This is a genomic window from Pseudomonas sivasensis (genome assembly GCF_052938085.1).
This window is the reverse complement of record NZ_CP176442.1, coordinates 894,197-920,952: the sequence shown is the minus strand read 5'-3', so window position 1 is coordinate 920,952 and position 26,756 is coordinate 894,197. Positions and strand designations below refer to the sequence as shown.

The window sequence follows — 26,756 nt, the reverse complement described above, 5'->3', positions numbered from 1 at the left end:
CTCACAGCGCCCACCTCGCGGAGTAGGATGCAAGACGTCGGAGAACACACCATGTCAGATCTGGAATCCCTACAAGTCTTTCAAGCCCTTAACCGCTCGCCCAACGCACGCCTTGAAGCCTGCGCCGAGCTCGGTGACGGCTTGTCGGCAGCTTTGTGGAGCAACCATCACGATTCCCAGGACTACCAGGCGCCCAGCCATCACACCTTGTCCTGCTACATCGGCGGTGGCACTGGCACCTTTCGGCGTGACCAGCCGGGCACCAAGGGCGGCCCCGACAAGCTGTGTATCCTGCCCGCCGAGCATCAGTCGGCGTGGGTGATCAACGGTGAAATCCGCCTGGCCCACGTGTATTTCAGCCCAGAGCAATTTGCCCTCGGCTGCGTCACCCTGCTCGACCGCGAACCGCGCACCCTGGAACTGCGCGAAAGCACCTTTCTGCAAGACGACAGCCAGGCCCGACGCTTCCACCAGTTGATCGCGCTCAACTGGCAGGAGCCCGCCGAACGCCTGCTGACCAGCAGCCTGGCCCATGAAATGCTCAGCCACACCCTGCTCAGCCAGGTAGGCGCCCGCGAAGGCCTGCGTTTGAAAGGTGGTTTAGCGGCGTACCAGCGACGGCTGTTGGTGGACTACATCGACCAGCACCTGGAAGACCCGATCAGCCTCGGGCAACTGGCTGGCCTGTGCGCGCTGTCGGAATACCATTTTGCGCGGATGTTCCGCCAAAGCTTCGGCCTGCCGCCCCATCAGTACTTACTGGCGCGTCGGCTGACCCGCGCGCAACACCTGCTGCGCAGCGGTGCCCTGCCCTTGGGCGAGATTGCCTTGCTGTGCGGTTTTTCCAGTGCCAGTCACTTCACTCATCGCTTCCGCCAGGCCATGGGCGCCACGCCCGGCGACTACCGTCAGGCGTTCATTTAAACCATCAAGCCCAACGTCTTGGCCTTGGCCACCGCCTGAGTTCGCCGCTCGACGCCCAGCTTGCTGTGGATGCGCCGCGCGTGAGTCTTGACGGTGTGCAGGGAGATAAACAGCCGGTCGGCAATTTCCAGGTTGGAGCTGCCCAGGGCGATCAGTTGCAGCACTTCCAATTCACGCTGGCTCAAGGGGTTTTCTACCGTGCCGGGGGTTGACGCCTGGGGTTCCATGCCCAGCTCACTCAGCAGTCCCGGCGAGCGCAAACGCAGTTCACGAATCGCCTGTTGCACCTGACAACGCCCGGCCAGTTCCAGGCCGGTTTGCAGCGAACGGCGCGCCAAGGCAGCATCGCCCAGTTGCCAAGCGACTTCGCCCAGCACCAGGTGCAGCTCGGTTTCCAGGCAGAGCATGCCGCGCTGATGGGTGGTTTCCAGCAACGCGTTGAGCCGTGCCACAGGTTGATCGGCGCAGCCCAGTTTCACCTCCGCCAGCACCAGCAGGTATTCCAGGCGTGGAATCAGTTCCAGGGTGGCCGGTGGCGCCTGTTTGGCCTGGGGGCCACGGAAGTGGCGCAGCACACGGCGCACCGCTTCCACGGTCAATTCGGCGCGGCCTTGCTGCAACCAGAAATGCCCACTGACCAGCAACAGCACCGCCCGGTATACCGTGTCCGGCACCTGGCGCTGCTGCATCAGCCGTTCGGCCTCGCGCAGTTGCACAAAGGCCTGGGCGTAATCACCCCGGTTGGCGGCCAGCAAGGCCAGACCGAGAAAACCGTAGAGCACGCGTTTGTCCTGGCTGTGCAGGCACATCTTCAGGCCAGTCTCGAAACAGTCGGCGGCCAAGCTGTCCTGGCCCTGGCGCAGCGCCAAGTGCCCGCGCCGCAAGGCGATGCGCCCAACCAGTGGCCCGGCCTTGAGCCGCTGCTTGAGCAACATCGCCTGCACCGTTTCCAGCAGGCTTTGCGCCCGATACGGCGCGCCACGCTGTTCCAGCAATTGCGCGTGATCCAACTCCAGCAACGCCTCCAGCACCAACGAACCATGGGCGCGCGCCAGGCACAGCGCTTCGCGGTTCAGGCCTTGGGCCGCGTCCAGTTCACCGCGCAGCAAGGCTTGTTGGGTCAGCCCCGACAGGCACATCAGGCGCGAAGTCCAGGCGCTCTCGGGCAAGGCTTGCAGGGCCTCAAGAAAATGCAGACGGGAACTCTCGGCATCGCCGCCCAGGTGCAGCAACCAGCCCCACTGCGCCTGCCAGCGCGCCAGTAAATAACGCTGTTGCGCCGCCGAGGGTTGCGGGGCAAATCGAGCGAGCTGATCGATGCACGCAGCCGCCTGTTCGAAGCGCCCGGCGAACAGGAGCGCAGCAGTCACCAACCCCACCAGTTGCGCCGAGCCGAGCATCAGTTCATCGCCATGCTGCTCATGCAGGCGCAACAGCAAGACGGCGTTCTGCTGGCGGAACAGGTCCTCAAAGCTGAAGTGCTGCAAGAGACTTACTGCCATTTCATATTCTTCGGCCAGCAGAGCCTGTTCAAAAGCGGCCTGCCAATCCTGCTCGGTGCAAAACCACTGGCAAGCGCGTCGATGCCAAGAGCGCCTGGCAGGCCAGGGTTCGTTGTGCATCAGCTGCGCCAGGGGCGGGAAAACCTGCAACCAGTCGGTGTCTTCCCACGGCTCGATAAATGCGCCCAGCGCGTGTAAATCCCTCAGGTATTGGCCACCGTCGCCAGCGCCGAACAAGTGTTCGCACAGGCCAGTATTGAAGCGCGGCAGATGGGCCAGCACCCGCCAAGCCTCGGCCAACTCCGGCGGCAGCGTGCTGAACAGTTCGTGTTGCAGGTAGTCGAGCAACGTCTTATCGGGATGACCATCACCCAGCAAGGCGATGCGCACACCCGCGCACCAACCCGCGCTGAACTGCAGCACGCTGTCGACGGATTGGGCCGGCGCATGGCTGAGCAGTGCCTGGATTTCCACAGGGGTAAATGCCAGTTCGGCGCCGCACTCAAGTAACTCATCGTCGAGCAGCAGCCGAGGCCAATTACAGGCCGGACGCCGTCGAGCGCCCAGCCACCAGGTCAGGGCCGGGCTGCTGGCGGTGAGCAGGCGATCGAGCAAGGCGTCGGTGTCTTGAGTGGGTAAGCGGCAGAAATCATCGAGGAACACCCATGCCTGGGCCTGCCAGCGGCTGAGGTCCAGCAGCAATGTGGCTTCGTCGGTAAACGTCAGGCCAAGGTTTTGCGCCAGCCGTTGGCACAGGTCGAGGGGGCTGAGCGACGCGCCATTGAGCGGCAACCAGTACACCTGGCAACCGATGGGTGCCTGCAACGCACATTCGGCGAGCAACGCGCTCTTGCCGCTGCCGCCGGGGGCGCATAACAACTTGACCCTGACCGGTGCTGCCAGCAAAGGCTCGGCCAGGCGGGGGCGCAGCAAATGATGGGCGGACAGCCGGGGCATGAATCCAGGACGGTCCAGGCAGCGTGTCATGGCGGTCATTGCTGCATCCTGCTTTTTTATTGTTATGCAACGTGATGCGTACCCTAGTCCTGTGGCGGGGGGTTGTTGAAGAAGTATTCAGCAGGGTGATTGAAGGCCATGCACAGAACCCAATGTGGGAGGGGGCTTGCCCCCGATGGCGGTGTATCAGTCAACCAATCCAGTGACTGATACTCCCTCATCGGGGGCAAGCCCCCTCCCACATTTTGACCCCGCTTCGATCCGGGATCAGCGCACGCCTTCAGCCCTCAAGGCTGCCGGAGTGTAGTCCGCTGCCTTGGCCGCGAAGCCGAACACGAAGCTGCTCTTCTCCTCGTTCTTCATGCCCAGTGCGATGTAACGCCCGGCAATGATGTCGTACAGGGTTTCGACCGTGTAGGCCGGCACCTGGTGGTCGTAGTAGAACTGCGCATGACCTTCGGCGACGCGCCACAGTTGGCCGCGACCGTCGTAGTGATCCACCAGCGCGACTTGCCAGCTGTCTTCGTCGATGTACATGTGGCGCTTGGCGTAGATGTGCCGCTCGCTCGGTTTGACCGTGCCGACCACTTCCCACACGCGGTGCAGTTCGTAGCGGGTCAGGTCCTGGTTGATGTGACCAGCCTTGATGATGTCGTCGTACTTGAGGCTCGGCGAGTCGAGCTTGTAGCTGTTATAGGGGATGTACATCTCTTTCTTGCCCACCAGCTTCCAGTCGTAGCGGTCGGGGGCCCCGGAGAACATGTCGAAGTTGTCGGTGGTACGCAGGCCGTCGGACGCGGTGCCCGGCCCGTCATAGGACACTTGCGGAGCACGGCGCACACGGCGCTGGCCGGCGTTGTAGATCCAGGCCAGGCGCGGTTCTTTCACCTGGTCGAGGGTTTCATGCACCAGCAGCACGTTGCCCGCCAGGCGCGCTGGGGCGGTGACCGATTGCTTGAAGAAGCTCAACACGTTGGCCGCCTTGGCCGCGTCGATATCCGGGATCGCTTGAGGCACCGCCACTTCTTCTTCGAAGCGGATCGGCGTGTAGCTGCCATTGGTCTGCGGGGTGGCCTGGGTGATGATGCGGCGCAGGTTACCGCCGTGGTAACGGGTGATGTGGTTCCACAGCACCTCCACGCCATTCTTGGGAATCGGGAACGCGTAGTAGCGGTTGCCGGTGAAGTTTTCCAGGCCGTTGCCGTCGTTGATCGCCTTGACGTTCAGTGCGCTGCGCTTGATCGATTCGTAGATGTCCGCCGGTAAGTTGACCGTACGGTGGCTCGGGTATACCGGAATTTTGTAGGTCTCGGGGTAGCGTTTGAACATCGCCACCTGGCCGTCGGAGAGTTTGTCTTTGTACTTGTCGACGGTGGCGGCGGTGATGACAAACAGCGGTTTTTCATTGGCAAACGGGTCGGCCAGGAAGCCTTTGCTGTCCACCGCGCCAGCGTTTTTCGGGATACCGCCAGTCCAGGCCGGGATCGAGCCGTCAGCGTTGCCGGCTTTTTCGGCACCGACCGGCGTGAGGGTGGTGCCCAGCTTGGCCGCTTCTTCCGGCGACACCGCCGCCATTACGTGAGCAGCCAACAGACTCAGGGCCAACACTGCAATTGTCTTACGCATAAGTTCTTGTCCTTCTTTAAGCCAAATCAGAAGTTCACGCCGAAGCTGAGGGCGAGGAAGTCGCGGTCGGTCAGGGTGTTGTAGTCGCCACCAAAGAAATCGGTGTAGCTGAGGCTGGCGGTGTAGGTGCTGCGGTAGTCCGCATCCACACCGACGCTGATCGCCTTGGCGCCCTTGTTGAAGATCCCGTTGGGCCCATAGCCGGCCACGTCATGGGACCAGGACAGGTTGGGCTTGAGGTTCACCCCGAAAATGGCGTTGTTGTAGTCAAGGATCGCCCGCGCGCGGTAGCCCCAAGAGGTGGAGGTGACGAAACCGTCGGTGTCACCCTCGAAACCGTAAGCGCCGTAGACCGAATCGCGGCCGTAACGCAGCTTGGATTTGTCCTCCAGGCCAGCCACGTGCACCACGGCCGCTTCGCCCACCAAAGTCAGGCGTTCGGCGCCGAGGACTTGGTCAAAGAACTGGGTCATGGTGCTTTGGATCTGGGTGATTTCCTTGCGGCGGTAGCCTTTGTTGTCGCTGCCGAAATTGCTGCGGATGGGTGAGGCCAATTGGCCGGCGATTGGGTTAAGCAAGGCCAATGTCAGGTCGGTGGTATTCAACTGCACCGGGGCATTGGGCCGGTAGCTGATTTCCCCGGTCCACGCCGTGCCGGTGGGCAAGGTTGTGGAGAAACTCGCGCCGAACAGGCGGATGTCTTCCGGGTAGTCGAGGTAGTACTGGCCACGACCGAGCATGGTGCTCTGGGCCAAGGCCTGACCGAAACCTCCAGCGGCGGCGGCGATGCCACCGATGGTTTGCAGTGTGGTGTTGTTGGTGATGGTGCCTACAGTGGGTGTGCGGCTGTGGTAATTCATGAAATACAAACCGTACTCGGTGTCGTCACCCAGCCAACGCAAAGCCGCCCCAAACTGACCGGAGTCCCGCGCATCACGGTCGCCCGCACGCTGTACCACCACACCCTCGCGCGTCACCACAAAACCCTGGCCGCGGTTTGCCGCAATCGATTGCAGCGGCGCGATCCCAGGGCTGCCTACTGTGTAGTTACCGGTGCAACCATCCGCCGCCACGTCACCGCCAAAGAAGGTGCCGCAGTTATCCAGCACGGTCTGGTCCCACTCCAACTGATAAAACCCTTCCACGGTCAGTTGGTTGGTCAGGCTCTGGGACGCAAACAGCATGTTCACCGGGATCAGGCCTTCCTTGATCTCGGCACCCGGGCGGCGGAACGCCGACACGTCAATCGGGTTGATGCTGTTGATGGAGTTGCCGATGAAGGTACTCTCACCCCAACTGACCACCTGCTTACCGGCGCGTACGGTGCCCGGCAGGTCGCCCAGGGAGTAGTTGTGATAGACGAACGCATCGAGGATCTGCGCACCGCTGGACTTGGCGCCTTCCTTGCGGTTGTGGTCGCTGATCTGCTTGAACTCGCGGTCTTCGTCCTTGAGCTCAAAGTCGTACCAGTACTTGCCGCGCACGAACACACCGGTGTCGCCGTACTTGAGTTCAAGGTCGTGCAGGCCCTTGAAGATTTTCGAGAAGGTCTCGCCCTTCTTGAAATTAAGCCGCCCGTCATCCCCCGTGGAAGCCTGGCCCGTGCCGCCATTGACGGTACCCACGAGTTTTTTATCGGCATCACGCATGCCCCAACTCGAACCCACCGACAACGACGAATCGAATTGCCCTTCGATCTCGCCAATATTGAACGAAACAGCCTGAGCCTGGGCACAGCAACCCAAGGCAACCGCAGCGGCCAGCGCCTGTGGCGTGAAGATGGCGCGCATTGTTGTTTTTGTCATGCGTCTTCCCCGGTGAGTGACAGAAGGCCCCACCCTACTGCCGCACATCAGGAGCGATAAGCGCACCAAGGAGGGATTCGTGTTGTCGCTCGAAAGGATTACCGGGCGCTCTGGCCTGGGTCTGGGCGGGGGCATGAACCGTGTGGATGGCGGGTTATCAGGGCCATGGATGGCGAGCGTCAAGACTGTTGCAGTTTTTACAACAGTCCTTGTCCCGAAGCGCTATTACTCATCTTGTCGCAAACGACTATTCTTGCCGGGCTTTCAGGGCAAACGGCCCGCTTCCCCAAACGGAAGAAAAGCCAGACTCAAATGGATTGATGTCTTTATTCAATCTGTTACCGGTGTTCACTGACGTTGATTTGTCGCTCCTTGATCCAACGTCTTACTTCAGCCGCTGCGTTTGCAGCGGCTTTTTTTTGCCTGAAATAAAACGGGGCGCCATCAGCGCCCCGTAAGATTCAAACTTTTTCAAGCAATGATCACAGGCTGTACTTCTGCAAGTTGGCCATCATCTCCTTCAAGGCCTCGATGTTGTCCTTGGGATGAGCCGCCCCTTCGAAGTCGCAGATCTGCTGCCAGTGCGCCGCCACATCGTCCGGTGAAAAACCGGCTTCGGGATCAAAGCCCACACCCAGGCTGCGCTCCCAGCGGGTCTTGCCGATCCAGCCACCGCCCACTTCAAACAACCCCGACGTTTCCTGGCACGCTTCGCTGCCCAGGTACACCACCAGCGGGCTGACCAATTCCGGCTTGAGGCGCTCGAACACTTGCGGCGGGATCAGGCCTTCGGTCATGCGCGTGGCGCCAGTGGGGGCGATGGCGTTGACCAGGATGTTGTTCTTGCGTCCCTCCAGCGCCAGGGTGCGGGTCAATCCGTACAGGCCGAGCTTGGCCATGCCGTAGTTGGACTGGCCGAAGTTGCCGTAGATGCCCGAAGTGGACGCGGTGAAGATCACCCGGCCATAGCCTTGCTCACGCAGATGGGGCCAGGCGGCGCGGGTGACTTTGTAAGCGCCTTCGACATGCACCCGGTAAACCAGGTCCCAGTCGGCGTCTTCCATTTTGTGGAACGTTTTGTCGCGCAGGATGCCGGCGTTATTGACCACTACGTCGATGCGGCCAAAAGCGTCGAGGGCGTTTTGCACAATCTTGTCACCATCGGTGACAGAGTCGTGGTTGGCTTCGGCAATACCGCCCGCCTCGCGGATCTCGGCCACTACACGGTCGGCCGCCGAAGCACTGGCGCCTTCGCCTTGGGTGGAACCGCCGAGATCGTTGACCAGCACCTTGGCCCCATGTTTAGCGAACAACAGCGCATGGGCCCGGCCCAATCCGCCGCCGGCACCGGTGACGATCACGACCTTATCCTGGAACTGCACTGACTCACTCATACCGAACTCCAATGGCGACAATGGGAATGGGTCGAGTGTCAGGCACAGGGCTGCCGGTCACAATAAAGACAGCCAAGGCTGAATGGTGCTCGATAAGGCAGGGGGATGATCCTAAGGCTCAGGAATAAGCCATGCGGGTTTCAACCTGCCCAATCCGATCACGAAACGCCTGGTAATGCTTGAGCACCTGCACCGGCGCTTCAATCTGCGGGTAGTGGCCGATGTTGGCCAGTAACACCGTGTCGGCATGGGGCACCAATTGGTGGTAACGCTCCACCATATGGACACCGGAGATCGGGTCGATCTCGCCGTCGATCACTCGCAATGGCACGTCACCCTGCTGCATCGCCGCCACCCAGCGATCACGCAGGCGCCGACGCTGGGGAATGTAGGCGATCAGCTTGTGCAGGATGCGCGTGCCATCGTTGCAGTCGATCAGGCTCCAGAAATCGTCCAGTGCGCTTTCGCTGGGGCGAGTGTTGGGGCCGAAGATCTGGCCGAAGCTGTCGGCCAGAGCATTGCGCCCGAATGCGCGGCCGATCATCCAGCCCAGCGGGCTGAGCAGGAGTTTTTGCACCAGCGCCGGGCGATGGGTTTCCGGGAACAGCCCGCCGTTGAGAAACACACAACTGGCCATCTTGAATCGGCCTTCATAGTGCCGGGCCAACAGTTCCTGAGCGACGCTGTCACCGTAGTCGTGGGCCAGCACGTGCACCGGCTGATCCACCCGCAGATGCTCCAGCAAAGCCTGTTGCAAATCCGCCTGTTCCAGCAGGCAGTAGCCATGGTCCAGAGGCTTGGCTGAATCGCCGAAACCGAGCATGTCGCAGGCGATGACCAAGTTGTGCTGGGCCAGGGGTTGCCACAGGTAATGCCAGTCCCAACTGGCGGTGGGAAAGCCATGGATCAGCAGCAACGGTTCGCCCTGCCCCGACACCCAGTAACGGATGGTGCGTCCGTGAAATTCGAAACTCTGGCTGCGTTTGCGCCAGGCTCTGAGCGGGATCTCGGCAAGTGGCATCAGCTTCTATACCCAGGATCTTGAGCATCCAATTTGCGCAGCAACGCCGGCCAGGCCAGCGCGCCCCCCATACCTTGAGCGCTCTTGGTGACAGCAGCGACCATGGCTTTGGCGCCCGCAAGAATCTGCGGACCAATGGCGATCAATTCAGCGCCGCCGTTTTGCGCCAGCACCTGGATATCGCAGGCGCGCTGAAAGGTGAACATCATCAGGAACGTGTCGGCGATGGTACTGCCACAGGTGAGCAGGCCATGGTTGTGCAGCATCAAGAAATTATTGTCGCCAAGGTCGGCTTGCAGGCGGGCCTTTTCCTCGTGGTTCAGCGCGACGCCTTCATAGGCGTGATAGGCCAGGCTCGACAGCACGAAGATCGATTGCTGGCTGATCGGCAGCACGCCCTGTTTCTGTGCCGCCACCGCCACACCGGCGGCAGTGTGGGTATGCAACACGCAGGTGACATCGTGGCGAACTTCATGAATGGCGCTGTGGATCGTGTAGCCCGCCGGGTTGATCTCGTTGGGGCTGTCCATCAGCTTGTTGCCGGCCTGGTCGACCTTGACCAGGCTCGACGCAGTGATCTCGTGGAACATCAGTCCGTAGGGATTGATCAGGAAATCATCGGTGCCCGGCACCTTGGCCGAGATGTGGGTGAAGATCAGGTCGTCCCAGCCATGCAACGCCACCAGGCGATAGCAGGCCGCCAGGTCGACACGGGCTTGCCACTCGGCAGCACTGACCTGATCTTTGACATTCTGTGGCGGCACAACAGGGGCTAGGCTCACGGTAACGACCTCCTTGGCGCACTTCTTATTATTTTTCGAGTGATGGGCCAGTCTAGTCAGACGCCCTGGCGGACGGAGTTGCCTTCGCAGCCAGCTTGATGACCGTACGAGTCAGCTATGAGAATAGTTTAGATCTATACAAACGGCGTCAAAGAGACGCCGTCAATAAAGGGACTGAAAACCGCTGGAACCGCTCAATCAAGCGCGCAGTGCAGTGACCAATTCTGCCAACCACGGCTCGGCATCAGCTTCCGGCGTCACGCTCTCGCTGGCGTCCAGGCGCAACATGGGCAGTACTTCGCGCACGCCCAATTCGCCAAACAGCTCGCGCATTTGCTCACCGCCACCACAAAAGGTGTCGCCATAGCTGGCGTCGCCCAAACCAATCACCGCACCGGGCAAACCGCGCCAGGCCGAAGGCAGTTGGTCGCGAATCGTCGAATACAACGGTTGCAGGTTATCGGGCAGTTCACCCATGCCGGTGGTCGAAGTCACCGCCAGAAACGCCTCAGGGGCAAACGCCTGCACATCCGCCAGGGTCGCGCGCGGGTTGTGCCAGGCTTCAAAACCAGCGTCTTTGAGGATGCCGGCGGCGTGCCGGGCGACTTCTTCAGCCGTGCCGTAGACCGAGCCGGAAAGGATGGCGACTTTCATCAATCTGATCCTGTAGTTGAGCGAAAGCCTGGGATATTAACAGCGACGCAAATATTTCGGGGCGCACCGTGCAAGATTCACGACTTGCCATAAACTGCCCATTCCAACAACACGCCACGGACCGCTCAATGATTAACGCCAAGCTGATGCAGATGGTGATCGACGCTTCCAACGAAGGCATCGTGGTCGCCGAACGCGAAGGCGATGAAAAGCCCCTGATTTATGTGAACCCGGCCTTCGAACGGATGACCGGCTACACACTGGACGAAATCCTCTATCAGGACTGCCGCTTCCTGCAGTCGGGCGACCGTGATCAGCCAGCGCTGACGGTTATTCGGGATGCTTTGGCGAAGGGTGGTTCGTGCCGAGAAACCCTGCGCAATTACCGTAAGGACGGCAGCCATTTCTGGAACGAACTGTCGCTTTCAACGGTGTTCAACACGGCTGATAAGCAAACCTATTTTATCGGCGTACAAAAAGACGTCACGCTCCAGGTCAAGGCCCAGCAGCGTGTCGAGCAATTAGAAAGCGAACTGGCCCAAGTCAAAGCCGAACTGGCCGCGTTCAAGTCGACAAATGGATTGAACAAAATTTAGAAAATACGGCCATATGAGCGGATAATGGCACTTTAATGCCCCTCTATTGAGCAAGCACAATGCAACGCGATGCGCTTCTGACCAAGGATGAGCTGGATTTCATTCAGAACATGCAACACAACCCGCAACTTAATCTGCGGGATGCGTCGTCGAGCCTGACCGTCAACGGCGGTGCGCAGATTCGCGACTTGCTCACCCGCCTGGCCGCCCACGACCATGTCACCATCCAAGCGCAGTTCGACAACCAGCAACTGACCTTTCCCCTCCAATTGGTGGAGGATGAGTTCAATGCAGTGCATCTGCGTCTGGGTGTGCCGAGTATTTTTGAAGACGGCCCGGTGATCCGCGCCTGGCGTCTTGCACTTGAAGCACCGGTGGCCCTGGAGAACATCAAGGGCACCGCAAGTGCGCTGTGGGTGCATGAGGTGTCATTCAAGGGCGTGCTGGTGGAGATTCGTGGCCGGATCAAACCACCAAAAACCTTTTCCCTTTGGTTCAGCCCTTCCGGCTATGAGCGCATTGCCCTGCGCGGCGCCTTTGAGAGGGAAACCGCGCGGGGTTTGTTTGCCTATCGCCTCAGTCAAAGCGATGCGGATGAAATCGAACGCCTGCGCCAGTTCATCCTGCATCAGCACCGCCTGGTGCACCCGCAGATGCACGCCTGAGTTCAGGTATCCAGATTACCGCTGAGGAACTGCTGCAAGCGGCGTTGCATCTGGCGCCCTTCGCTGCCCAGACAACCGATGGAGGAACCTGCCAGCGCGCTCTGCGCCAGGTCCGACACTGCGCCAGCAAGAAATAACGGGCAATCAAGGGTCAACGCCAAACGGTTGAGGCGGCCAGCCAGATCAACGTTATGGGAGTGGTTGGAGAAGATGATCAGCGCCTGGGGATGAGTCTTTTCACATATGAGGGTCAGCTCATCAAACGGCTGCCCCATCCCCAGCACCTTCACGACCAGGTCATCGCTGCTCATCAACAGCGCCGCCACCAGCAACTCCAGTTTGCGGCATTCGCCGGGTATGGCTGACAGCAATACCCGAGGCGCAGGCGACAGTGTCGCCGCTTGCAGGCGCTGAAAGGCATGGATACGCAAGAAGGCGTCGAAAAACAGCCATTCGCTGGCTTGACCAAAACGCCCCTGGTGGCGCAACAGCTCGTTCCAGAGAGGCATCAGGATCTCTTGGAACGCCACGTTGAGGGGATAGGTAGCGAGAATCTGGCCATACAGGCTTTCCAACTGACGATCGTCAAAGGCCTTGACCGCCAGCAACAGCCTCGCCCGCCATTGCGGCAATTCGCTTTCCTCGACTGAGTCGCGCTCAGCGCGAATCGCTTCGGCCTGCTGATCGTCGCGGGCGAGAATCTTGCCGACCTTGCTTACCGCCACGCCACGTTCAATCCAACCAAGAATGCGATTGACCGTCTCAATATCGGCCTTGGAGTAGAGGCGGTGCCCACTTTCGGTGCGGATGGGCTGGATCAGGCCGTAACGACGCTCCCATGCACGCAAGGTGACCGGGTTGACGCCTGTCAATCTTGATACATCACGAATTGGAAAAAGCTCAGCGCAATCAGGCGAATCCAGATACGAAATGCTGTCAGCAGGAGCAGTAATCACGGGCATTCAAGACCAACAAACCAGCGGTAATTGGGCGGTCATTTAACGCCTATAGACCCCTCTTTTTCAAGGTGTGTACTTTTCGGACCAATGTCGCTGGCGTATTTCGGCAAAACCGGAATAATCCTTGCCTGTTTTTTCTACGTCGCTGCAACACCCCGCAGCTTCGTTTGTGCGCCACCTACCCGGATCAGCGCACCCGTACATTTGGAGATACACAATGTCTACCTCTCCCGTCACCTTGATGGTTGCGCGCCGCGTCGCCAAAGGGCGCTACGAAGAACTGATGGCCTGGCTGCGCGAAGGCGAGCAATTGGCTACCGACTTCCCCGGTTATCTGGGCTCCGGCGTACTTGCACCGCCGCCCAACGATGACGAATTCCAGATCATTTTCCGCTTCGCCGACGAAAAAACACTGCATGCCTGGGAATTCTCCGCCTCCCGTTGTGCCTGGCTTAGCCGCGGCAGCGATTTGTTTGCCGACCCCTCCGAGCACCGTGTGCGCGGCATCGATGGCTGGTTTGGCGCCGCGGGTGCCCGTCCGCCGCGCTGGAAGCAGGCCGTGGCAATCTGGCTGGCGTTTTTCCCGGTGTCGCTGCTGTTCAACTTTGTCTTGGGGCCGTTGCTCAATGGGCTCGACCTGGTGCCTCGCGTACTGGTCAGCACGATGGCACTCACGCCTCTGATGGTTTACTGGTTCATTCCGCTGTCCACACACCTGCTGGCGAACTGGCTGCATCCCACGCTTGCACCGCGCAAGGCCGCCGAAGCGGCGGCGTGAGTACAGGGGCGACCCGTCGCTGGTATGATTTGCGCCTGCCAGCGACGCGAGCCTCCCATGACTGCAAAGAACGCCCCGATCCTGATCACCGGCGCCGGCCAACGTGTCGGCCTGCATTGCGCCCAGCGCCTGCTGGACGAGGGCCAACCGGTGATTTTCAGCTACCGCAGCGAACGCCCCGGCGTGCAGGCCCTGCGCGAGCGTGGCGCGATCGGTGTGTTTGCCGACTTCTCCAACGAAGCTGGGATCCTGGCGTTTATCGCTGAACTGAGTACCCACACCCAAAGCCTGCGCGCGATCATCCACAACGCCTCGGCCTGGGTCGCGGAAACGCCGGGCGACGAAAGCCGCGCGTTTACCGATATGTTCAGCGTACACATGCTTGCGCCGTACCTGATCAACCTGCATTGTTCGACCTTGCTGCAACGCTCTTCACCTGCCGATATCGTGCATATCAGCGATGACGTGGTGCGCAAGGGCAGCCGCCAGCACATTGCCTACTGCGCCACCAAGGCCGGGCTCGACAGCCTTACGCTGTCGTTTGCCGCGCAGTTCGCGCCGCTGATCAAAGTCAACGGCATCGCCCCGGCGATGGTGATGTTCAACGAAGACGACGACGCGGCCTATCGCACTCGGGTGTTGGCCAAATCAGCCCTGGGCATCGAGCCCGGACCCGAGGTGATTTACCAGAGCGTGCGCTACCTGCTGGACAACCCCTATGTCACCGGTACCACCCTGACCGTCAACGGCGGGCGGCATATCAAGTAAGCCGTTTGTGAGGATGTTGTATGACCTTATCCCTGCCCCACCATTACCGCGAGATCCTCAAGAACCTGGGCGAAGACCCGGAACGCGAAGGCTTGCTCGACACCCCCAAGCGCGCCGCCAAGGCCATGCAGTACCTGTGTCATGGCTATGAGCAGAACCTCGAAGAAATCGTCAACGGTGCACTGTTCGCCTCCGACAACGACGAGATGGTGATCCTCAAGGACATCGAGTTGTACTCGCTGTGCGAACATCACCTGCTGCCCTTTATCGGCAAGGCCCACGTGGCCTATATTCCGACCGGCAAGGTGCTCGGCCTGTCGAAACTGGCGCGTATTGTCGACATGTTCGCCCGGCGCCTGCAGATCCAGGAAAACCTCACGCGGCAGATCGCCGACGCGATCCAGGACGTGACCCAGGCCGCCGGTGTGGCGGTGGTGATCGAGGCCAAGCACATGTGCATGATGATGCGCGGCGTGGAAAAACAGAATTCAACCATGAACACCTCGGTGATGCTCGGCGCGTTCCGCGAGTCGAACACCACGCGCATGGAGTTCCTGCAACTGATTGGACGGAGCAAGTAGCAATGCCACAACTTCAACCAGGCATGGCGCGCATCCGGGTCAAGGACCTGTGTCTGCGTACCTTCATCGGTATCAATGAGGACGAAATCCTCAACAAGCAGGATGTGCTGATCAACCTGACCATCCTGTATGCAGCCCAGGACGCCGTGCGTGACAACGATATTGACCACGCGTTGAACTACCGCACCATCACCAAGGCGATCATCGCCCACGTGGAAGGCAACCGCTTCGCGCTGCTGGAACGCCTGACCCAGGAATTGCTGGACCTGGTGATGAGCAATGAATCGGTGCTGTACGCCGAGGTCGAAGTGGATAAGCCACATGCGCTGCGCTTTGCCGAATCGGTTTCGATTACCCTGGCGGCCAGCCGCTGACATTGAAGTGGACCCTATGAACGATCAACAACGCCTCGAACTCGAAGCCGCCGCTTTTCGCCGGCTGGTAGCACATCTGGACAGCCGCAAGGATGTACAGAACATCGACCTGATGAACCTCTCCGGTTTCTGCCGTAACTGCCTGTCCAAGTGGTACAAAGCCGAGGCCGACGAGCGCCAGATCGAGCTGAGCCTCGATGACGCTCGTGAAGTGGTGTACGGCATGCCGTACGCCGAGTGGAAAGCCCAATACCAGAAAGAAGCCAGCGCTGACCAACAGGCAGCGTTCGCCAAAGGAAAAACCCATGACTGATTTGAACACCCTGCGCGCCAGCCTCAACAGTGGCGAACACATCTTTGCCGACACCCTGGCATTTGTCGCGGCAGGTTACGATTACCAACCGCAGGCCTTCACCAACGGCACCGTGGAAAACGCGGCCGGGCAGAATGAAGGGTCGTGCAAGACCTTGGGCTTGGCGGTGCTGGAAGGCTTGAGCGACCAAGAAGCGCTGCTGGCGTTTGGTGAGCATTACCGCTCGGTGGTGGCGACGCCTGAGGGCAGCGACCACGGCAATATTCGGGCGTTGATTGCCCATGGGTTGGCCGGTGTGAAATTCACCGCGCAGCCCCTGACCCGCAAATCCTGAGTCAGACGCGGATCAAAATATGGGAGGGGACTTGCCCCTCCCACATTTAAATTGCACTCATAAAAAAACCGGCCTCGCAGCCGGTTTTTTTATTCCAACGATTTAGAACGAAGCGTCCTTCAAACCGTCCAGGTAACGCTCGGCATCCAGTGCCGCCATGCAACCGGCGCCAGCCGAAGTGATGGCCTGGCGGTACACGTGGTCAGCCACATCACCGGCAGCAAAGATGCCTTCGATATTGGTGGCAGTCGCATTGCCTTCACGGCCGCCCTGCACCACCAGATAACCGTCTTTGGCTTCCAGCACGCCTTCGAACAACGAGGTGTTCGGAGTGTGGCCGATGGCGATGAACACGCCGTCGACTTTCAGCTCGTCGAAGCTGCCGTCGTTGTTTTTCAGGCGCGCACCGGTCACGCCCATGTTGTCGCCCAGGACTTCGTCCAGGGTAGCGTTGAGCTTGAGGATGATCTTGCCTTCAGCGACACGGGCGTGCAGCTTGTCGATCAGGATCTTCTCGGCGCGGAAAGTCTCGCGGCGGTGAACCAGGGTCACGGTGCTGGCGATATTGGCCAGGTACAGCGCCTCTTCAACGGCAGTGTTACCGCCGCCGACTACAGCGACCGGCTTGTTGCGGTAGAAGAAACCGTCGCAGGTCGCGCAGGCTGAAACGCCCTTGCCCATGAACGCTTCTTCCGATGGCAGGCCCAGGTAACGGGCGCTGGCGCCAGTGGCGATGATCAGCGCGTCACAGGTGTAGACGCCGCTGTCGCCGGTCAGGCTGTAAGGCTTTTTCGAGAAGTCGACTTGGTTGATGTGATCAAAAACGATCTCGGTTTCAAAGCGCTCGGCGTGTTCTTTCATACGCTCCATCAGCACCGGGCCAGTCAGGCCGTGGACGTCGCCAGGCCAGTTGTCGACTTCCGTGGTGGTGGTCAACTGACCGCCCGCCTGCATGCCGGTGATCAGCAGCGGCTTGAGGTTGGCCCGGGCAGCATAGACAGCAGCGCTGTAACCGGCAGGGCCGGAACCGAGAATAATCACTCGCGAATGACGGGTATCAGACATGACTCACTCCTATCGACCGCCCGGACTACAAGGCGGCTGGAATAAAAAAGGACTGCGAAGCACTTGGGGAAGGCTTTAACTCGCAGATCCTGAAAATAATGGGTGCAGCGTATAGAGGGGGGCAAGATTAAGGAAATACGGTTTAACAATCCAGCTCATAGGCGGTCTCTATGCTGTCAGCCCAGCTAATCGAGGCGTTTGTTACTGTTGATGTCGCCGCTTTCGCCTCGGATACAAAGTCGGTAAGGTCGGCGCGTTCGTCATCCTGCTCGGAGTTCTCCATGCCTGCCCCTGTTCTTTCCGGCCCGCAATACCTGCGTGAAGGCCTCAAACTGGTGTTGAGCCCTGGCCTACGCCTGTTTGTGCTGCTGCCGCTGATGATCAACCTGGTGCTGTTCGTCGGATTGATTTACTTCGCCGGCCACCAGTTCAGCTTGTGGGTCGAGCACTTAATGCCGACGCTGCCGAGTTGGCTGAGCTTTTTGAATTACCTGCTATGGCCGCTCTTTGTAGTGTTGGTGGTGCTGATGGTGTTTTTCACCTTCACCATGCTCGCCAATATCATCGCGGCGCCGTTCAATGGCTTTCTCTCAGAGAAGGTAGAAGTGGTGGTGCGCGGTACCGATGACTTCCCGGCCTTCAGTTGGGGCGAGTTGATCGCCATGGTCCCCCGCACCCTGGCCCGAGAAATGCGCAAGCTCGGCTACTTCCTGCCACGGGCGATCGGCCTGTTTATCCTTTCGTTTATTCCCGTGGTCAACCTGATCGCCGCGCCGCTGTGGCTGCTGTTTGGCGTGTGGATGATGGCAATCCAATACATCGACTACCCGGCCGACAACCACAAACTGGGCTGGAACGAAATGCTCGCCTGGCTGCGCCAGAAACGCTGGCAGAGCATGAGCTTTGGCGGCATCGTCTATCTGGTATTGCTGGTGCCGGTGGTCAACCTGCTGATGATGCCCGCGGCGGTGGCTGGCGCCACCTTGTTCTGGGTGCGCGAGCAAGGCGCCGAGGCGATGGCGAACCCCAAGGTCACCAAGTCATAAATCCATCATCTGGATGACACAATGGCGACATGGCCCACACGGACACTGTGGGTCATGACGACAGCCTCGCTTCATATCACCCTCATCACCGAAACCTTCCCGCCAGAGATCAACGGGGTGGCCAATACCCTTGGTCGCCTGTGCGAGGGTTTGCGCGCGCGCGGCCATCAAGTCGAACTGGTACGCCCACGCCAAGGCGTCGATCAGAGCCGGCTCAGCGACGACGAACTCCTGCTGTGCCGCGGCTGGCCACTGCCGGGTTATCCGGGCCTGCAGTGGGGTCAGTCGTCGATGCACAAGTTGCTGCGCCGCTGGACACGCCAACGCCCGGACGTGCTCTACATCGCCACTGAAGGCCCGCTGGGCTTGTCGGCACTGCGTGCAGCACGGCGCCTGGGCATCAGTGTGGTCAGCGGCTTTCACACCAATTTCCAACAGTATTCGAACCAGTACGGCTTGAGCCTGCTCAGCCGAATGGTCACGCATTACCTGCGCTGGTTTCACAACCGTTCGACGTTGACCCTGGTGCCCAGCGCCAGCCAACGCCTGGAGTTGGAGCGTCGGCATTTCGAGCGTTTGGGAATGTTGTCGCGGGGTGTCGACAGCCAGTTATTCCACCCGACCAAGCGTGACAATGCACTGCGTGAAAGCTGGGGTTTAGAGAACGACGATATCGCTGTGCTGCACGTTGGCCGCCTGGCCCAGGAGAAAAACCTCGGGCTGCTCAAGCGCTGCTTTGATGCGCTACAGAAAACCTACCCATCCCGCCCAATGAAGCTGATTGTCGTCGGGGACGGCCCGCAACGTGCGCTGCTGGAGCGCGACCTGCCCGAAGCAGTATTCTGCGGCACCCAACGCGGTGAAGAGTTGGCACGGCATTACGCGTCGGGAGACCTGTTTCTTTTTCCCAGCCTGACGGAGACCTTCGGCAATGTAGTGCTGGAAGCCATGGCCTCAGGCCTTGGTGTGGTGGCGTACGACCAGGCAGCCGCAAGCCAGCACCTGCGGCACGGCTATAGCGGCGCACTGGCGATGCCGGGGGATGAAGAGGCGTTTTGCGATGCAGCCATCTGGCTGCTGGAAGAACGCGAAACGTTGCGCAGGGCCCGCCTGAATGCTCGTCAACATGCCAGTCGCCAGGGTTGGCCAGCGATTATCGAGCAGTTCGAACGCCAGTTGCGCGGTGTGTGCGAGGACGGGCACCTGGAGCCCGCCCTGACGCCACTTACACCAGAGTCGTCAACGCCTCACGACTGAATGGCAGGATGTCACCCTCACGTCCTTCACGCACCTTCACGGCCCAATCCGGGTCAACCAACAACGCACGACCTACGGCAACCAGATCAAACTCGTCGTTGTTCAGGCGCTCAAGCAGTTTTTCCAGGCTAGCCGGCTGCGCGACTTTGTCGGTGTTGACCATAAACTGCAGGAACTCGCCATCCAGGCCGACGCTGCCCACGGTAATAGTTGGTTTGCCGGTGAGTTGGCGCGCCCAGCCGGCCAGATTGAGGTCGGAACCTTCAAATTCCGGTTCCCAGAAACGTCGGGTTGAGCAGTGGAAAATATCCACGCCGGCGTCGGACAGCGGCTTGAGGAATTCACCCAACGCCTCAGGGGTTTGTACCAGACGCGCGGTGTAGTCCTGCTGCTTCCACTGGGAGAAACGGAAGATGATCGGGAAGTTCGGGCCGACAGCGGCGCGCGTAGCCTGGATCAGCTCGATGGCAAAACGCGAGCGGTTGGCCAGGCTACCGCCGTACTCGTCGGTACGCTGGTTGCTGCCTTCCCAGAAGAACTGATCGACCAGATAACCGTGGGCGCCATGGATTTCAACGCCGTCCATGCCGATGCTTTGGGCGTCTTTGGCGGCTTGGGCGAAAGCGTTGATCACGTCCTTGATGTCCTGGGCGGTCATGCCGTGGACCACCACGTTGCCGTCCTTGAGTTTCTCCATCGGACCATAGGCCGGCACGCTGGCATCAGGCTCAGTGCCGATACGGCGCACGCTGCCGACATGCCACAACTGAGGGACAATCTTGCCGCCTTCGGCGTGCACGGCATCGACCACTTTCTTCCACCCGGCCAGGGCCGCTTCACCGTAGAAATGCGGGACATTCGGGTAGCCATTAGAGGCCTGGTGACCGACCACGGTGCCTTCAGTGATGATCAAGCCCACGCCAGCGGCCGCACGGCGACGGTAGTATTCGATGACGTTGGAATTAGGTACACCACCCGGAGAAAACGAGCGGGTCATCGGCGCCATGACCACGCGGGTCGACAGTTGCAGTGCACCGAGCTGGAAGGGTTTGAACAAGGCTTGGACGGGCATGGAGCACTCCACGGGAGACTGGGTTTATGATGCGGATAATATGAGGAGTGGAACGCGCCCGGTAGCACTATTGATTTTGGTGATTAAGGGGTAAAAGCGGTGGGGTATTTGGGCTGCTACGCAGCCCAAGGCGGGAAAGGTCCGCTCACCACAAGAGAAGTGATTTAGCTCAAGGCTTTTTCGATGGCCTGGACGATCGAAGGGTCTTCCGGCGGGGTACGCGGTGAGAATCGAGCGAGGACCCTACCATCTTTACCCAGCAGGAACTTCTCAAAATTCCAGGTGATATCGCCGGGAAATTCGGCCCCCTCACCCGCCAGCAACCGGTAGAGCTGGTGACGCTCAGGGCCATTGACATCGAGCTTGCTGCCCAAGGGAAAGGTCACGCCGTAGTTCAGGCTGCAGAACTCGCGGATTTCTTCCTCGGTGCCCGGTTCCTGGCCGGCAAACTGGTTGCACGGCAGGCCCAGCACAGTAAACCCTTGGTCCTTGTACTGCTGATAGAGGTTCTCCAACGCCGCATATTGCGGGGTCAGGCCACATTTGGAGGCTACATTGACCACCAGCACTACTTGCCCCTTGAAGGGCGCCAGTGGCAACTCTTGTCCGTCCAAAGCTTTGAGTTTCAGGTCGTGGAAAGCACTCATGACGAACTCCAGATATCCCATGTTCTTAGCAAAGCGGCGCCTTGAGGTTACAACCCGCAAGCCTGCAATCATAGACGCCGATTACAAAACCCGCCTGCGGATTACTGAGCGGTCGGCCACGGCAAAATCGGAATTGCGGTCACGGCGTTCTGCGGGCTGCCTTCGATCAGGCGGTCGCTGTAGACCAGGTACACCAAGGTGTTGCGCTTTTTGTCGAGGAAACGCACCACTTGCATGGTTTTGAACACCAGCGAGGTGCGTTCCTTGAACACTTCGTCGCCGTCCTTTAGTTCGCCCTTGAAGCGGATCGGGCCGACCTGACGGCAGGCAATCGATGCTTCAGCGCGATCTTCGGCCAGGCCCAGGCCGCCTTTAACGCCACCGGTCTTGGCGCGGGACAAGTAGCAGGTCACGCCGTCGACCTTGGGGTCGTCAAACGCTTCGACGACAATTCGATCGTTGGGGCCGACGAATTTAAACACCGTCGACACCTGGCCAACCTCTTCGGCGCTGGCCAGCAACGGCGTCAGCAACAGCAGGCCCAACGCAAACTTCACTAAACGCATCGTATATTCCTTTGGTTAGACCAGGATCAGGTTGTCGCGGTGAACCAGTTCAGGTTCGGCCATGTAACCTAATAGTCCGACAATCGCGTCAGACGATTGTCCAATAATTTTCTGTGCTTCCAGGGCGCTGTAATTGGCCAGGCCACGGGCGATCTCACGACCGTCGGGCGCTACGCACACCACCATTTCGCCGCGGCGAAAGCTGCCCTGTACCAGCTTGACGCCCACCGGCAGCAGGCTCTTGTTGCCCTGGGACAGTGCCGATACCGCGCCGGCGTCCAGCACCAGAGTGCCACGGGTTTGCAGATGCCCAGCCAGCCACTGCTTGCGCGCCGCCAGCATGCCGCGTTCCGGCGACAGCAACGTGCCGATGCGTTCGCCAGCCTTGAGGCGGTCCAACACGCGCTCCAGGCGCCCACCGACGATAATGGTGTGGGCACCGGAGCGTGCAGCCAGACGCGCAGCCCGCAGCTTGGTCTGCATGCCGCCACGGCCCAGGGCACCGCCGACACTGCCGGCCACGGCGTCCAGCGCCGGGTCATCGGCGCGGGCTTCATAAATAAGCTGCGCATCGGGGTTGTTGCGCGGATCGGCGTCGAACATGCCGTCGCGATCAGTGAGGATCACCAGCAAGTCGGCTTCCACCAGGTTGGCTACCAGTGCGGCCAGGGTGTCGTTGTCGCCGAAACGGATTTCGTCGGTGACCACGGTGTCGTTCTCGTTGATCACCGGGATCACCTTGAGCTCCACCAGGGCGCGCAAAGTACTGCGGGCGTTGAGGTAGCGCTTGCGGTCGGACAGGTCGTCGTGAGTCAGCAGGATCTGCGCCGTGTGGCGGCCGTGCTCGGCGAAGCTGGACTCCCAGGCTTGCACCAGGCCCATCTGGCCGATGGCTGCAGCGGCTTGCAGTTCGTGCATCGCGCTGGGTCGCGCGGTCCAGCCGAGACGGCTCATCCCGGCGGCAACCGCCCCTGACGACACCAGCACCAACTCGACACCAGCCTCATGCAAGGCCACCATCTGCTCCACCCAGACGCTCATTGCTGCGCGATCCAGGCCTTTGCCATCCGCCGTCAGTAGCGCACTTCCGATCTTTACGACCCAACGCTGCGCACCTGTCACTTTGCTCCGCATCATCTTCAACCTTAGATAGAGGGCCGCGCGACCCAGCGCTGCCCATAACGTTATTCGTGGCTACGTAATACCCAGATACCAAAACGCCGCTCATGTGAGCGGCGCTTAAGTTTACTGCAACGAATCAGTCGCGCACGTAAATGATTTCTGGACCGTCTTCATCATCCACGTCTTCTTCGTCCCAATCGTCGTCGCCGATGTCGTGGACCGACTTCACGCCGCTGCGGCGCAGGGCACGCTGGTCGTCCAGAGCTTGCAGCTGGGCACGGGCTTCGTCTTCGATCTGCTGGTCGAGTTCGGCGAGTTCGGCCTTGAACACCGGGTCGGCCGCCAGGCGGTCAGCACGGTCTTCGAGGTAGCGCATGATGTCGCGGGTCAGGCGCTCGGTGCCTTCTTTGGCGATGGCCGAGATCACGTAGACCGGACCCGTCCATTCCAGGCGATCAACGATTTCCTTGACGCGCTCCTCGTGCTCTTCCTCGAGGATCTGGTCGCACTTGTTCAGCACCAACCAACGATCACGCTCGGCCAGGGCCGGGCTGAACTTGGTCAGCTCGCTGACGATCACTTCGGCGGCGTCTGGTGCACTGGTGTCATCCAATGGCGCCATGTCGACGAGGTGCAGCAGCAAACGGGTGCGGGACAAATGCTTGAGGAAGCGAATCCCCAGGCCTGCGCCGTCGGAAGCCCCTTCGATCAGGCCTGGAATGTCGGCGATCACGAAGCTTTTCCAGCGGTCAACGCTGACCACACCCAGGTTTGGCACCAGGGTAGTGAACGGGTAGTCAGCGACTTTCGGCTTGGCGGCCGATACCGAGCGGATGAAGGTACTTTTGCCTGCGTTCGGCAAGCCCAGCAGACCCACGTCTGCCAGTACTTTCATTTCCAGCTTGAGGTCACGCTGCTCGCCAGGCTTGCCCGGCGTGGTCTGGCGCGGTGCACGGTTGGTACTGGACTTGAATCGGGTGTTGCCCAGACCGTGCCAGCCACCCTGCACAACCATCAGTTTCTGGCCGGCCTTGGTCAGGTCGCCGATCACTTCCTGGGTCGCGGAATCGATGATCGTGGTGCCAACCGGTACGCGCAGTACCAGGTCTTCGCCTTTTTTACCGGTGCAGTCGGTACTGCCGCCGTTGGAGCCACGCTCGGCATCAAAGTGCCGGGTGTAACGGTAGTCGACCAGGGTGTTGAGGTTTTCGTCGGCCATCATGTAGATGGAACCGCCGTCACCGCCGTCACCGCCGTTGGGGCCACCGTTTTCGATGAATTTTTCGCGACGGAAACTCATGCAACCGTTACCGCCGTCGCCTGCTTTTACTCGGATGGATACTTCATCAACGAACTTCATAACAAAACGCCTCTCGCCGCATGGACGAGCTTAAGAAACCAAGACATAAGACTCTTGCAAAAATGAGCGCAGCGACCTCAATCAGCGACCGCAAATCCAGCGCCGGAGCCCATCACAAACAGCTTTGCAAGAGACTCACCCCACAAACGAAAAAGCCCCGTCGCGAGACAGGGCTTTTCCAGCGATTTCGCAATTAAGCTGCGACAACGCTCACGTAACGGCGGTTGAACGCGCCTTTTACTTCAAACTTGATCACGCCTTCGATTTTCGCGAAGAGGGTGTGATCTTTGCCCATGCCTACACCGTAACCGGCGTGGAATTGGGTGCCGCGCTGACGCACGATGATGTTGCCCGGAATGATTTTCTGGCCGCCATACATCTTAACGCCAAGGCGTTTGGCTTCTGAGTCGCGACCGTTACGGGTACTACCACCAGCTTTTTTGTGTGCCATGAGTCAATTCTCCTAGTGAGGAATTAGGCTGAAATTAAGCCTGAATACCGGTGATTTTGATCTCGGTGTACCACTGGCGGTGGCCCATACGCTTCATGTGGTGCTTACGACGACGGAACTTGATGATGCGGACTTTATCGTGACGACCTTGGGAGATCACTTCAGCCACAACGGTAGCGCCAGCAACAACTGGAGCGCCGATGTTCACGTCATCGCCATTGGCGACCAACAGAACGCGATCAAAAGTAACGGATTCGCCGGTAGCGATTTCCAGTTTTTCGATCTTCAGGTATTCACCTGGGGCGACCTTGTATTGCTTGCCACCAGTAACAATTACTGCGTACGACATGGTATTTCTCCGATAATCCTGCTCACCCAGCGCTTTATAAGAAGAGGTATTGGCTGGCATGGCTGCATGGGATGGACGTCCCGAATGCAATTGCGTAAGGCAGGTGCTGCCCAGGAAGTTCAGGGTGCGCGATTGTACGCAAGGTAAATGGGTGTTGCAAGTGGCCGTCCATCGCGCCTTGACACTACGGGGTCAGGGTCCTAGCATGCCGCGCAACCCTTCTGGAGCGACTGTCGCTGATGCAACCCCAAGCTTTCTACCGCGCGGTCGCGGACGATTTTAGCGCCGTCGACGGCATCATCAAGCAGCAGCTGACGTCTAAAGTGCCGCTGGTCTCCAAAATTGGCGACTATATTACGTCGGCGGGCGGTAAGCGCCTGCGTCCTTTATTAGTGTTGCTGTGCGGCAAGGCCCTGGGCCGCGAAGGCGATGACCTGCGCCTGCTGGCCGCCACCATCGAGTTCCTGCACACCGCCACCCTATTGCATGACGACGTGGTCGACATGTCCGGCATGCGCCGTGGCCGCGAGACCGCCAATGCGATGTGGGGTAACGCACCAAGTGTGCTTGTCGGCGACTTCCTGTATTCACGCTCGTTCGAAATGATGGTCGAACTGGGCTCGATGCCGGTGATGAAGATCCTGTCCCAGGCCACGCGCATCATCGCTGAAGGCGAAGTGTTGCAGCTGTCGAAGGTCCGCGACGCCAGCACCACCGAAGAAACCTACATGGAAGTGATTCGCGGCAAGACCGCGATGCTCTTTGAAGCCTCCACCCACAGCGCCGCGGCATTGTGTGGCGCGACCGCCGAACAGGCCGAAGCCCTGCGCACCTTTGGCGACCATCTGGGCGTGGCGTTCCAACTGGTAGACGACCTGCTCGACTACCGTGGCGATGCTGAAACCCTGGGCAAGAACGTCGGCGACGATCTGGCCGAGGGCAAGCCGACCTTGCCGCTGATCTACACCATGCGCGAAGGCACGCCAGAACAGGCAGCTTTGGTGCGCAAGGCGATTCAGAAAGGCGGCATAGAAGACCTCAAAAGCATCCGCGCAGCCGTGGAAGCTTCGGGCTCCCTGGACTACACCGCACAACTGGCGCGTGACTACGTGGCCCGTGCGATCAAGTGCCTGGAAGCCCTGCCTGCCAGCGAATACCGGGACGCCCTGGTTGAGCTGAGTGAGTTTGCAGTCGCACGTACGCACTAAGCCATACCTGCAGACACAGACCAATGTGAGAGGGGGCTTGCCCCCGATGACGGTGTTCAGTCGATATATGACTGGCTGATCCACCGCTATCGGGAGCAAGCCCCCTCTCACATTTGGATTTCATAGAGCCTGCAACACCACAAAACCCTATATAATGTGCGACTTTTAGCCATCCTGACCTTTAAGGAGCTTTAGTGAGCACGTTGCCACCCTGCCCGAAATGCAATTCCGAATACACCTACGAAGACGGCGCCCAGCTGATCTGCCCGGAATGCGCCCATGAGTGGTCCGCCAATGGCGAGGCCGAAGTGGCCGGCGATGAAACCGTGAAGAAAGACTCTGTAGGCAACGTCCTGCAGGACGGCGACACCATCACAGTGATCAAGGACCTCAAGGTCAAAGGCACGTCTCTGGTCGTCAAGGTCGGCACCAAGGTCAAGAACATCCGCCTGTGCGATGGCGACCACGATATCGATTGCAAGATCGACGGCATCGGCCCGATGAAGCTTAAATCCGAGTTCGTGCGCAAAGTCTGAATCTGCTGTATCCATCCCGCGCCAGCCGCGGGATGGCGTTTTGC

Annotated in this window: 31 protein-coding genes; 14 read left to right on the top strand and 17 right to left on the bottom strand. The window is 59.8% G+C overall.

Features of this window, described 5'->3' with window-relative positions:
• Nucleotides 1-51 precede the first annotated feature (51 nt).
• Nucleotides 52-924, top strand: coding sequence for a helix-turn-helix domain-containing protein (locus ACKZ62_RS04400; RefSeq protein ID WP_032885615.1), 873 nt, complete (start codon nt 52-54; stop codon nt 922-924).
• Here the strand turns inward: ACKZ62_RS04400 and ACKZ62_RS04395 are convergent.
• From ACKZ62_RS04395 to ACKZ62_RS04385, 3 genes are all read right to left on the bottom strand, one after another.
• Entirely contained in the window at nt 921-3,422 is a 2,502-nt protein-coding gene (locus ACKZ62_RS04395) for a LuxR C-terminal-related transcriptional regulator (protein WP_122680702.1), read from the bottom strand. The two genes, ACKZ62_RS04400 and ACKZ62_RS04395, sit on opposite strands and share 4 nt — an antisense overlap.
• A 228-nt stretch (nt 3,423-3,650) precedes the next feature.
• The gene (locus ACKZ62_RS04390) at nt 3,651-5,009 is read right to left on the bottom strand and encodes a DUF1329 domain-containing protein (RefSeq protein ID WP_032885613.1); all 1,359 of its coding nucleotides are present in this window, start codon (nt 5,007-5,009) and stop codon (nt 3,651-3,653) included.
• A 26-nt stretch (nt 5,010-5,035) separates the two neighbouring features.
• Nucleotides 5,036-6,814, bottom strand: coding sequence for a DUF1302 domain-containing protein (locus ACKZ62_RS04385; RefSeq protein WP_032885612.1), 1,779 nt, complete (start codon nt 6,812-6,814; stop codon nt 5,036-5,038).
• Between the two features lie 79 nt (nt 6,815-6,893).
• On the opposite strand from ACKZ62_RS04385, the gene ACKZ62_RS04380 reads away from it, so the two are divergent.
• The gene (locus ACKZ62_RS04380; protein WP_163034890.1) at nt 6,894-7,169 is read left to right on the top strand and encodes a hypothetical protein; all 276 of its coding nucleotides are present in this window, start codon (nt 6,894-6,896) and stop codon (nt 7,167-7,169) included.
• A 127-nt stretch (nt 7,170-7,296) separates the two neighbouring features.
• On the opposite strand, the gene ACKZ62_RS04375 is transcribed toward ACKZ62_RS04380, so the two are convergent.
• The 4 genes from ACKZ62_RS04375 to ACKZ62_RS04360 all read right to left on the bottom strand — a co-directional run bounded on the left by ACKZ62_RS04375 (nt 7,297) and on the right by ACKZ62_RS04360 (nt 10,665).
• Nucleotides 7,297-8,208 carry an SDR family oxidoreductase gene (locus tag ACKZ62_RS04375; protein WP_032885611.1) on the bottom strand — a complete coding sequence of 304 codons (912 nt, stop codon included), beginning with the start codon at nt 8,206-8,208 and terminating at the stop codon, nt 7,297-7,299.
• Nucleotides 8,209-8,326: 118 nt separating this feature from the next.
• Nucleotides 8,327-9,229 carry an alpha/beta fold hydrolase gene (locus ACKZ62_RS04370; protein ID WP_032885610.1) on the bottom strand — a complete coding sequence of 301 codons (903 nt, stop codon included), beginning with the start codon at nt 9,227-9,229 and terminating at the stop codon, nt 8,327-8,329.
• On the bottom strand, nt 9,229-10,011 hold the full coding sequence (locus ACKZ62_RS04365; RefSeq protein ID WP_447096365.1) for a class II aldolase/adducin family protein: 783 nt from the start codon (nt 10,009-10,011) through the stop codon (nt 9,229-9,231). Before ACKZ62_RS04365 ends, ACKZ62_RS04370 begins: the two co-directional genes overlap by 1 nt.
• Before the next feature lie 198 nt (nt 10,012-10,209).
• Nucleotides 10,210-10,665, bottom strand: coding sequence for a flavodoxin (locus ACKZ62_RS04360; RefSeq protein ID WP_095186375.1), 456 nt, complete (start codon nt 10,663-10,665; stop codon nt 10,210-10,212).
• 128 nt (nt 10,666-10,793) lie between these two features.
• Here ACKZ62_RS04360 and ACKZ62_RS04355 point away from each other — a divergent pair, with 128 nt between their 5' ends.
• The gene (locus tag ACKZ62_RS04355; protein ID WP_032885607.1) at nt 10,794-11,261 is read left to right on the top strand and encodes a PAS domain-containing protein; all 468 of its coding nucleotides are present in this window, start codon (nt 10,794-10,796) and stop codon (nt 11,259-11,261) included.
• A gap of 59 nt (nt 11,262-11,320) precedes the next feature.
• A complete protein-coding gene (locus ACKZ62_RS04350; RefSeq protein WP_032885606.1) occupies nt 11,321-11,926 on the top strand; it encodes a hypothetical protein in 606 nt (201 codons plus the stop codon).
• A gap of 2 nt (nt 11,927-11,928) precedes the next feature.
• On the opposite strand, the gene ACKZ62_RS04345 is transcribed toward ACKZ62_RS04350, so the two are convergent.
• Entirely contained in the window at nt 11,929-12,888 is a 960-nt protein-coding gene (locus ACKZ62_RS04345; RefSeq protein ID WP_447096364.1) for a MerR family transcriptional regulator, read from the bottom strand.
• Nucleotides 12,889-13,102: 214 nt separating this feature from the next.
• On the opposite strand from ACKZ62_RS04345, the gene ACKZ62_RS04340 reads away from it, so the two are divergent.
• From ACKZ62_RS04340 to ACKZ62_RS04315, 6 genes are read left to right on the top strand one after another with little or no spacing between them, the layout of a single operon-like run.
• Complete coding sequence (locus ACKZ62_RS04340) at nt 13,103-13,663, top strand: putative antibiotic biosynthesis monooxygenase (RefSeq protein ID WP_447096363.1); 561 nt, start codon at nt 13,103-13,105, stop codon at nt 13,661-13,663.
• Nucleotides 13,664-13,720: 57 nt separating this feature from the next.
• The gene (gene folM, locus ACKZ62_RS04335) at nt 13,721-14,431 is read left to right on the top strand and encodes a dihydromonapterin reductase (protein ID WP_032885603.1); all 711 of its coding nucleotides are present in this window, start codon (nt 13,721-13,723) and stop codon (nt 14,429-14,431) included.
• Between the two features lie 20 nt (nt 14,432-14,451).
• Nucleotides 14,452-15,012, top strand: coding sequence for a GTP cyclohydrolase I FolE (gene folE, locus ACKZ62_RS04330; protein WP_032885602.1), 561 nt, complete (start codon nt 14,452-14,454; stop codon nt 15,010-15,012).
• A 2-nt stretch (nt 15,013-15,014) separates the two neighbouring features.
• Nucleotides 15,015-15,386, top strand: a complete 372-nt coding sequence (gene folX, locus ACKZ62_RS04325) for a dihydroneopterin triphosphate 2'-epimerase (RefSeq protein ID WP_032857710.1) — start codon at nt 15,015-15,017, stop codon at nt 15,384-15,386.
• Nucleotides 15,387-15,402: 16 nt separating this feature from the next.
• Complete coding sequence (locus tag ACKZ62_RS04320) at nt 15,403-15,699, top strand: DUF1244 domain-containing protein (RefSeq protein ID WP_010206472.1); 297 nt, start codon at nt 15,403-15,405, stop codon at nt 15,697-15,699.
• On the top strand, nt 15,692-16,033 hold the full coding sequence (locus tag ACKZ62_RS04315) for a HopJ type III effector protein (RefSeq protein ID WP_181640474.1): 342 nt from the start codon (nt 15,692-15,694) through the stop codon (nt 16,031-16,033). The genes ACKZ62_RS04320 and ACKZ62_RS04315 overlap by 8 nt, the downstream gene beginning before the upstream one ends.
• A gap of 102 nt (nt 16,034-16,135) precedes the next feature.
• Here the strand turns inward: ACKZ62_RS04315 and trxB are convergent, their stop codons facing one another.
• On the bottom strand, nt 16,136-17,098 hold the full coding sequence (gene trxB / locus ACKZ62_RS04310) for a thioredoxin-disulfide reductase (protein ID WP_010206474.1): 963 nt from the start codon (nt 17,096-17,098) through the stop codon (nt 16,136-16,138).
• Between the two features lie 142 nt (nt 17,099-17,240).
• Nucleotides 17,241-17,381: a hypothetical protein gene (locus ACKZ62_RS04305; protein ID WP_163033189.1), complete on the bottom strand. Its 141-nt coding sequence runs from the start codon at nt 17,379-17,381 to the stop codon at nt 17,241-17,243.
• Between ACKZ62_RS04305 and cysZ the strand changes: the two genes are divergently transcribed.
• Nucleotides 17,380-18,144 (top strand): sulfate transporter CysZ, encoded by a 765-nt coding sequence (gene cysZ / locus ACKZ62_RS04300; protein WP_032885600.1) that lies wholly within the window; start codon nt 17,380-17,382, stop codon nt 18,142-18,144. The genes ACKZ62_RS04305 and cysZ overlap by 2 nt on opposite strands.
• Before the next feature lie 54 nt (nt 18,145-18,198).
• On the top strand, nt 18,199-19,401 hold the full coding sequence (locus ACKZ62_RS04295; protein ID WP_442117712.1) for a glycosyltransferase family 4 protein: 1,203 nt from the start codon (nt 18,199-18,201) through the stop codon (nt 19,399-19,401).
• On the opposite strand, the gene ACKZ62_RS04290 is transcribed toward ACKZ62_RS04295, so the two are convergent.
• The 7 genes from ACKZ62_RS04290 to rplU all read right to left on the bottom strand — a co-directional run bounded on the left by ACKZ62_RS04290 (nt 19,370) and on the right by rplU (nt 24,968).
• Nucleotides 19,370-20,473, bottom strand: a complete 1,104-nt coding sequence (locus tag ACKZ62_RS04290; protein ID WP_032885598.1) for an NADH:flavin oxidoreductase — start codon at nt 20,471-20,473, stop codon at nt 19,370-19,372. The two genes, ACKZ62_RS04295 and ACKZ62_RS04290, sit on opposite strands and share 32 nt — an antisense overlap.
• A gap of 164 nt (nt 20,474-20,637) precedes the next feature.
• Nucleotides 20,638-21,120 (bottom strand): glutathione peroxidase, encoded by a 483-nt coding sequence (locus tag ACKZ62_RS04285; RefSeq protein ID WP_099602207.1) that lies wholly within the window; start codon nt 21,118-21,120, stop codon nt 20,638-20,640.
• Between the two features lie 101 nt (nt 21,121-21,221).
• Nucleotides 21,222-21,686: a CreA family protein gene (locus tag ACKZ62_RS04280; RefSeq protein WP_032885596.1), complete on the bottom strand. Its 465-nt coding sequence runs from the start codon at nt 21,684-21,686 to the stop codon at nt 21,222-21,224.
• A 15-nt stretch (nt 21,687-21,701) separates the two neighbouring features.
• Nucleotides 21,702-22,820, bottom strand: a complete 1,119-nt coding sequence (gene proB / locus ACKZ62_RS04275) for a glutamate 5-kinase (RefSeq protein WP_057013120.1) — start codon at nt 22,818-22,820, stop codon at nt 21,702-21,704.
• Between the two features lie 124 nt (nt 22,821-22,944).
• On the bottom strand, nt 22,945-24,168 hold the full coding sequence (cgtA, locus tag ACKZ62_RS04270; RefSeq protein ID WP_015885843.1) for an Obg family GTPase CgtA: 1,224 nt from the start codon (nt 24,166-24,168) through the stop codon (nt 22,945-22,947).
• 193 nt (nt 24,169-24,361) lie between these two features.
• Nucleotides 24,362-24,619 (bottom strand): 50S ribosomal protein L27, encoded by a 258-nt coding sequence (gene rpmA / locus ACKZ62_RS04265; protein ID WP_003176049.1) that lies wholly within the window; start codon nt 24,617-24,619, stop codon nt 24,362-24,364.
• Between the two features lie 34 nt (nt 24,620-24,653).
• Entirely contained in the window at nt 24,654-24,968 is a 315-nt protein-coding gene (gene rplU / locus ACKZ62_RS04260) for a 50S ribosomal protein L21 (protein ID WP_003176051.1), read from the bottom strand.
• Between the two features lie 239 nt (nt 24,969-25,207).
• Here rplU and ACKZ62_RS04255 point away from each other — a divergent pair, with 239 nt between their 5' ends.
• Together ACKZ62_RS04255 and ACKZ62_RS04250 are read left to right on the top strand one after the other, a co-directional pair.
• Complete coding sequence (locus ACKZ62_RS04255) at nt 25,208-26,176, top strand: polyprenyl synthetase family protein (RefSeq protein WP_447096362.1); 969 nt, start codon at nt 25,208-25,210, stop codon at nt 26,174-26,176.
• Nucleotides 26,177-26,370: 194 nt separating this feature from the next.
• Nucleotides 26,371-26,712 (top strand): zinc ribbon domain-containing protein YjdM, encoded by a 342-nt coding sequence (locus ACKZ62_RS04250; protein ID WP_003230858.1) that lies wholly within the window; start codon nt 26,371-26,373, stop codon nt 26,710-26,712.
• Nucleotides 26,713-26,756: the final 44 nt, after the last annotated feature.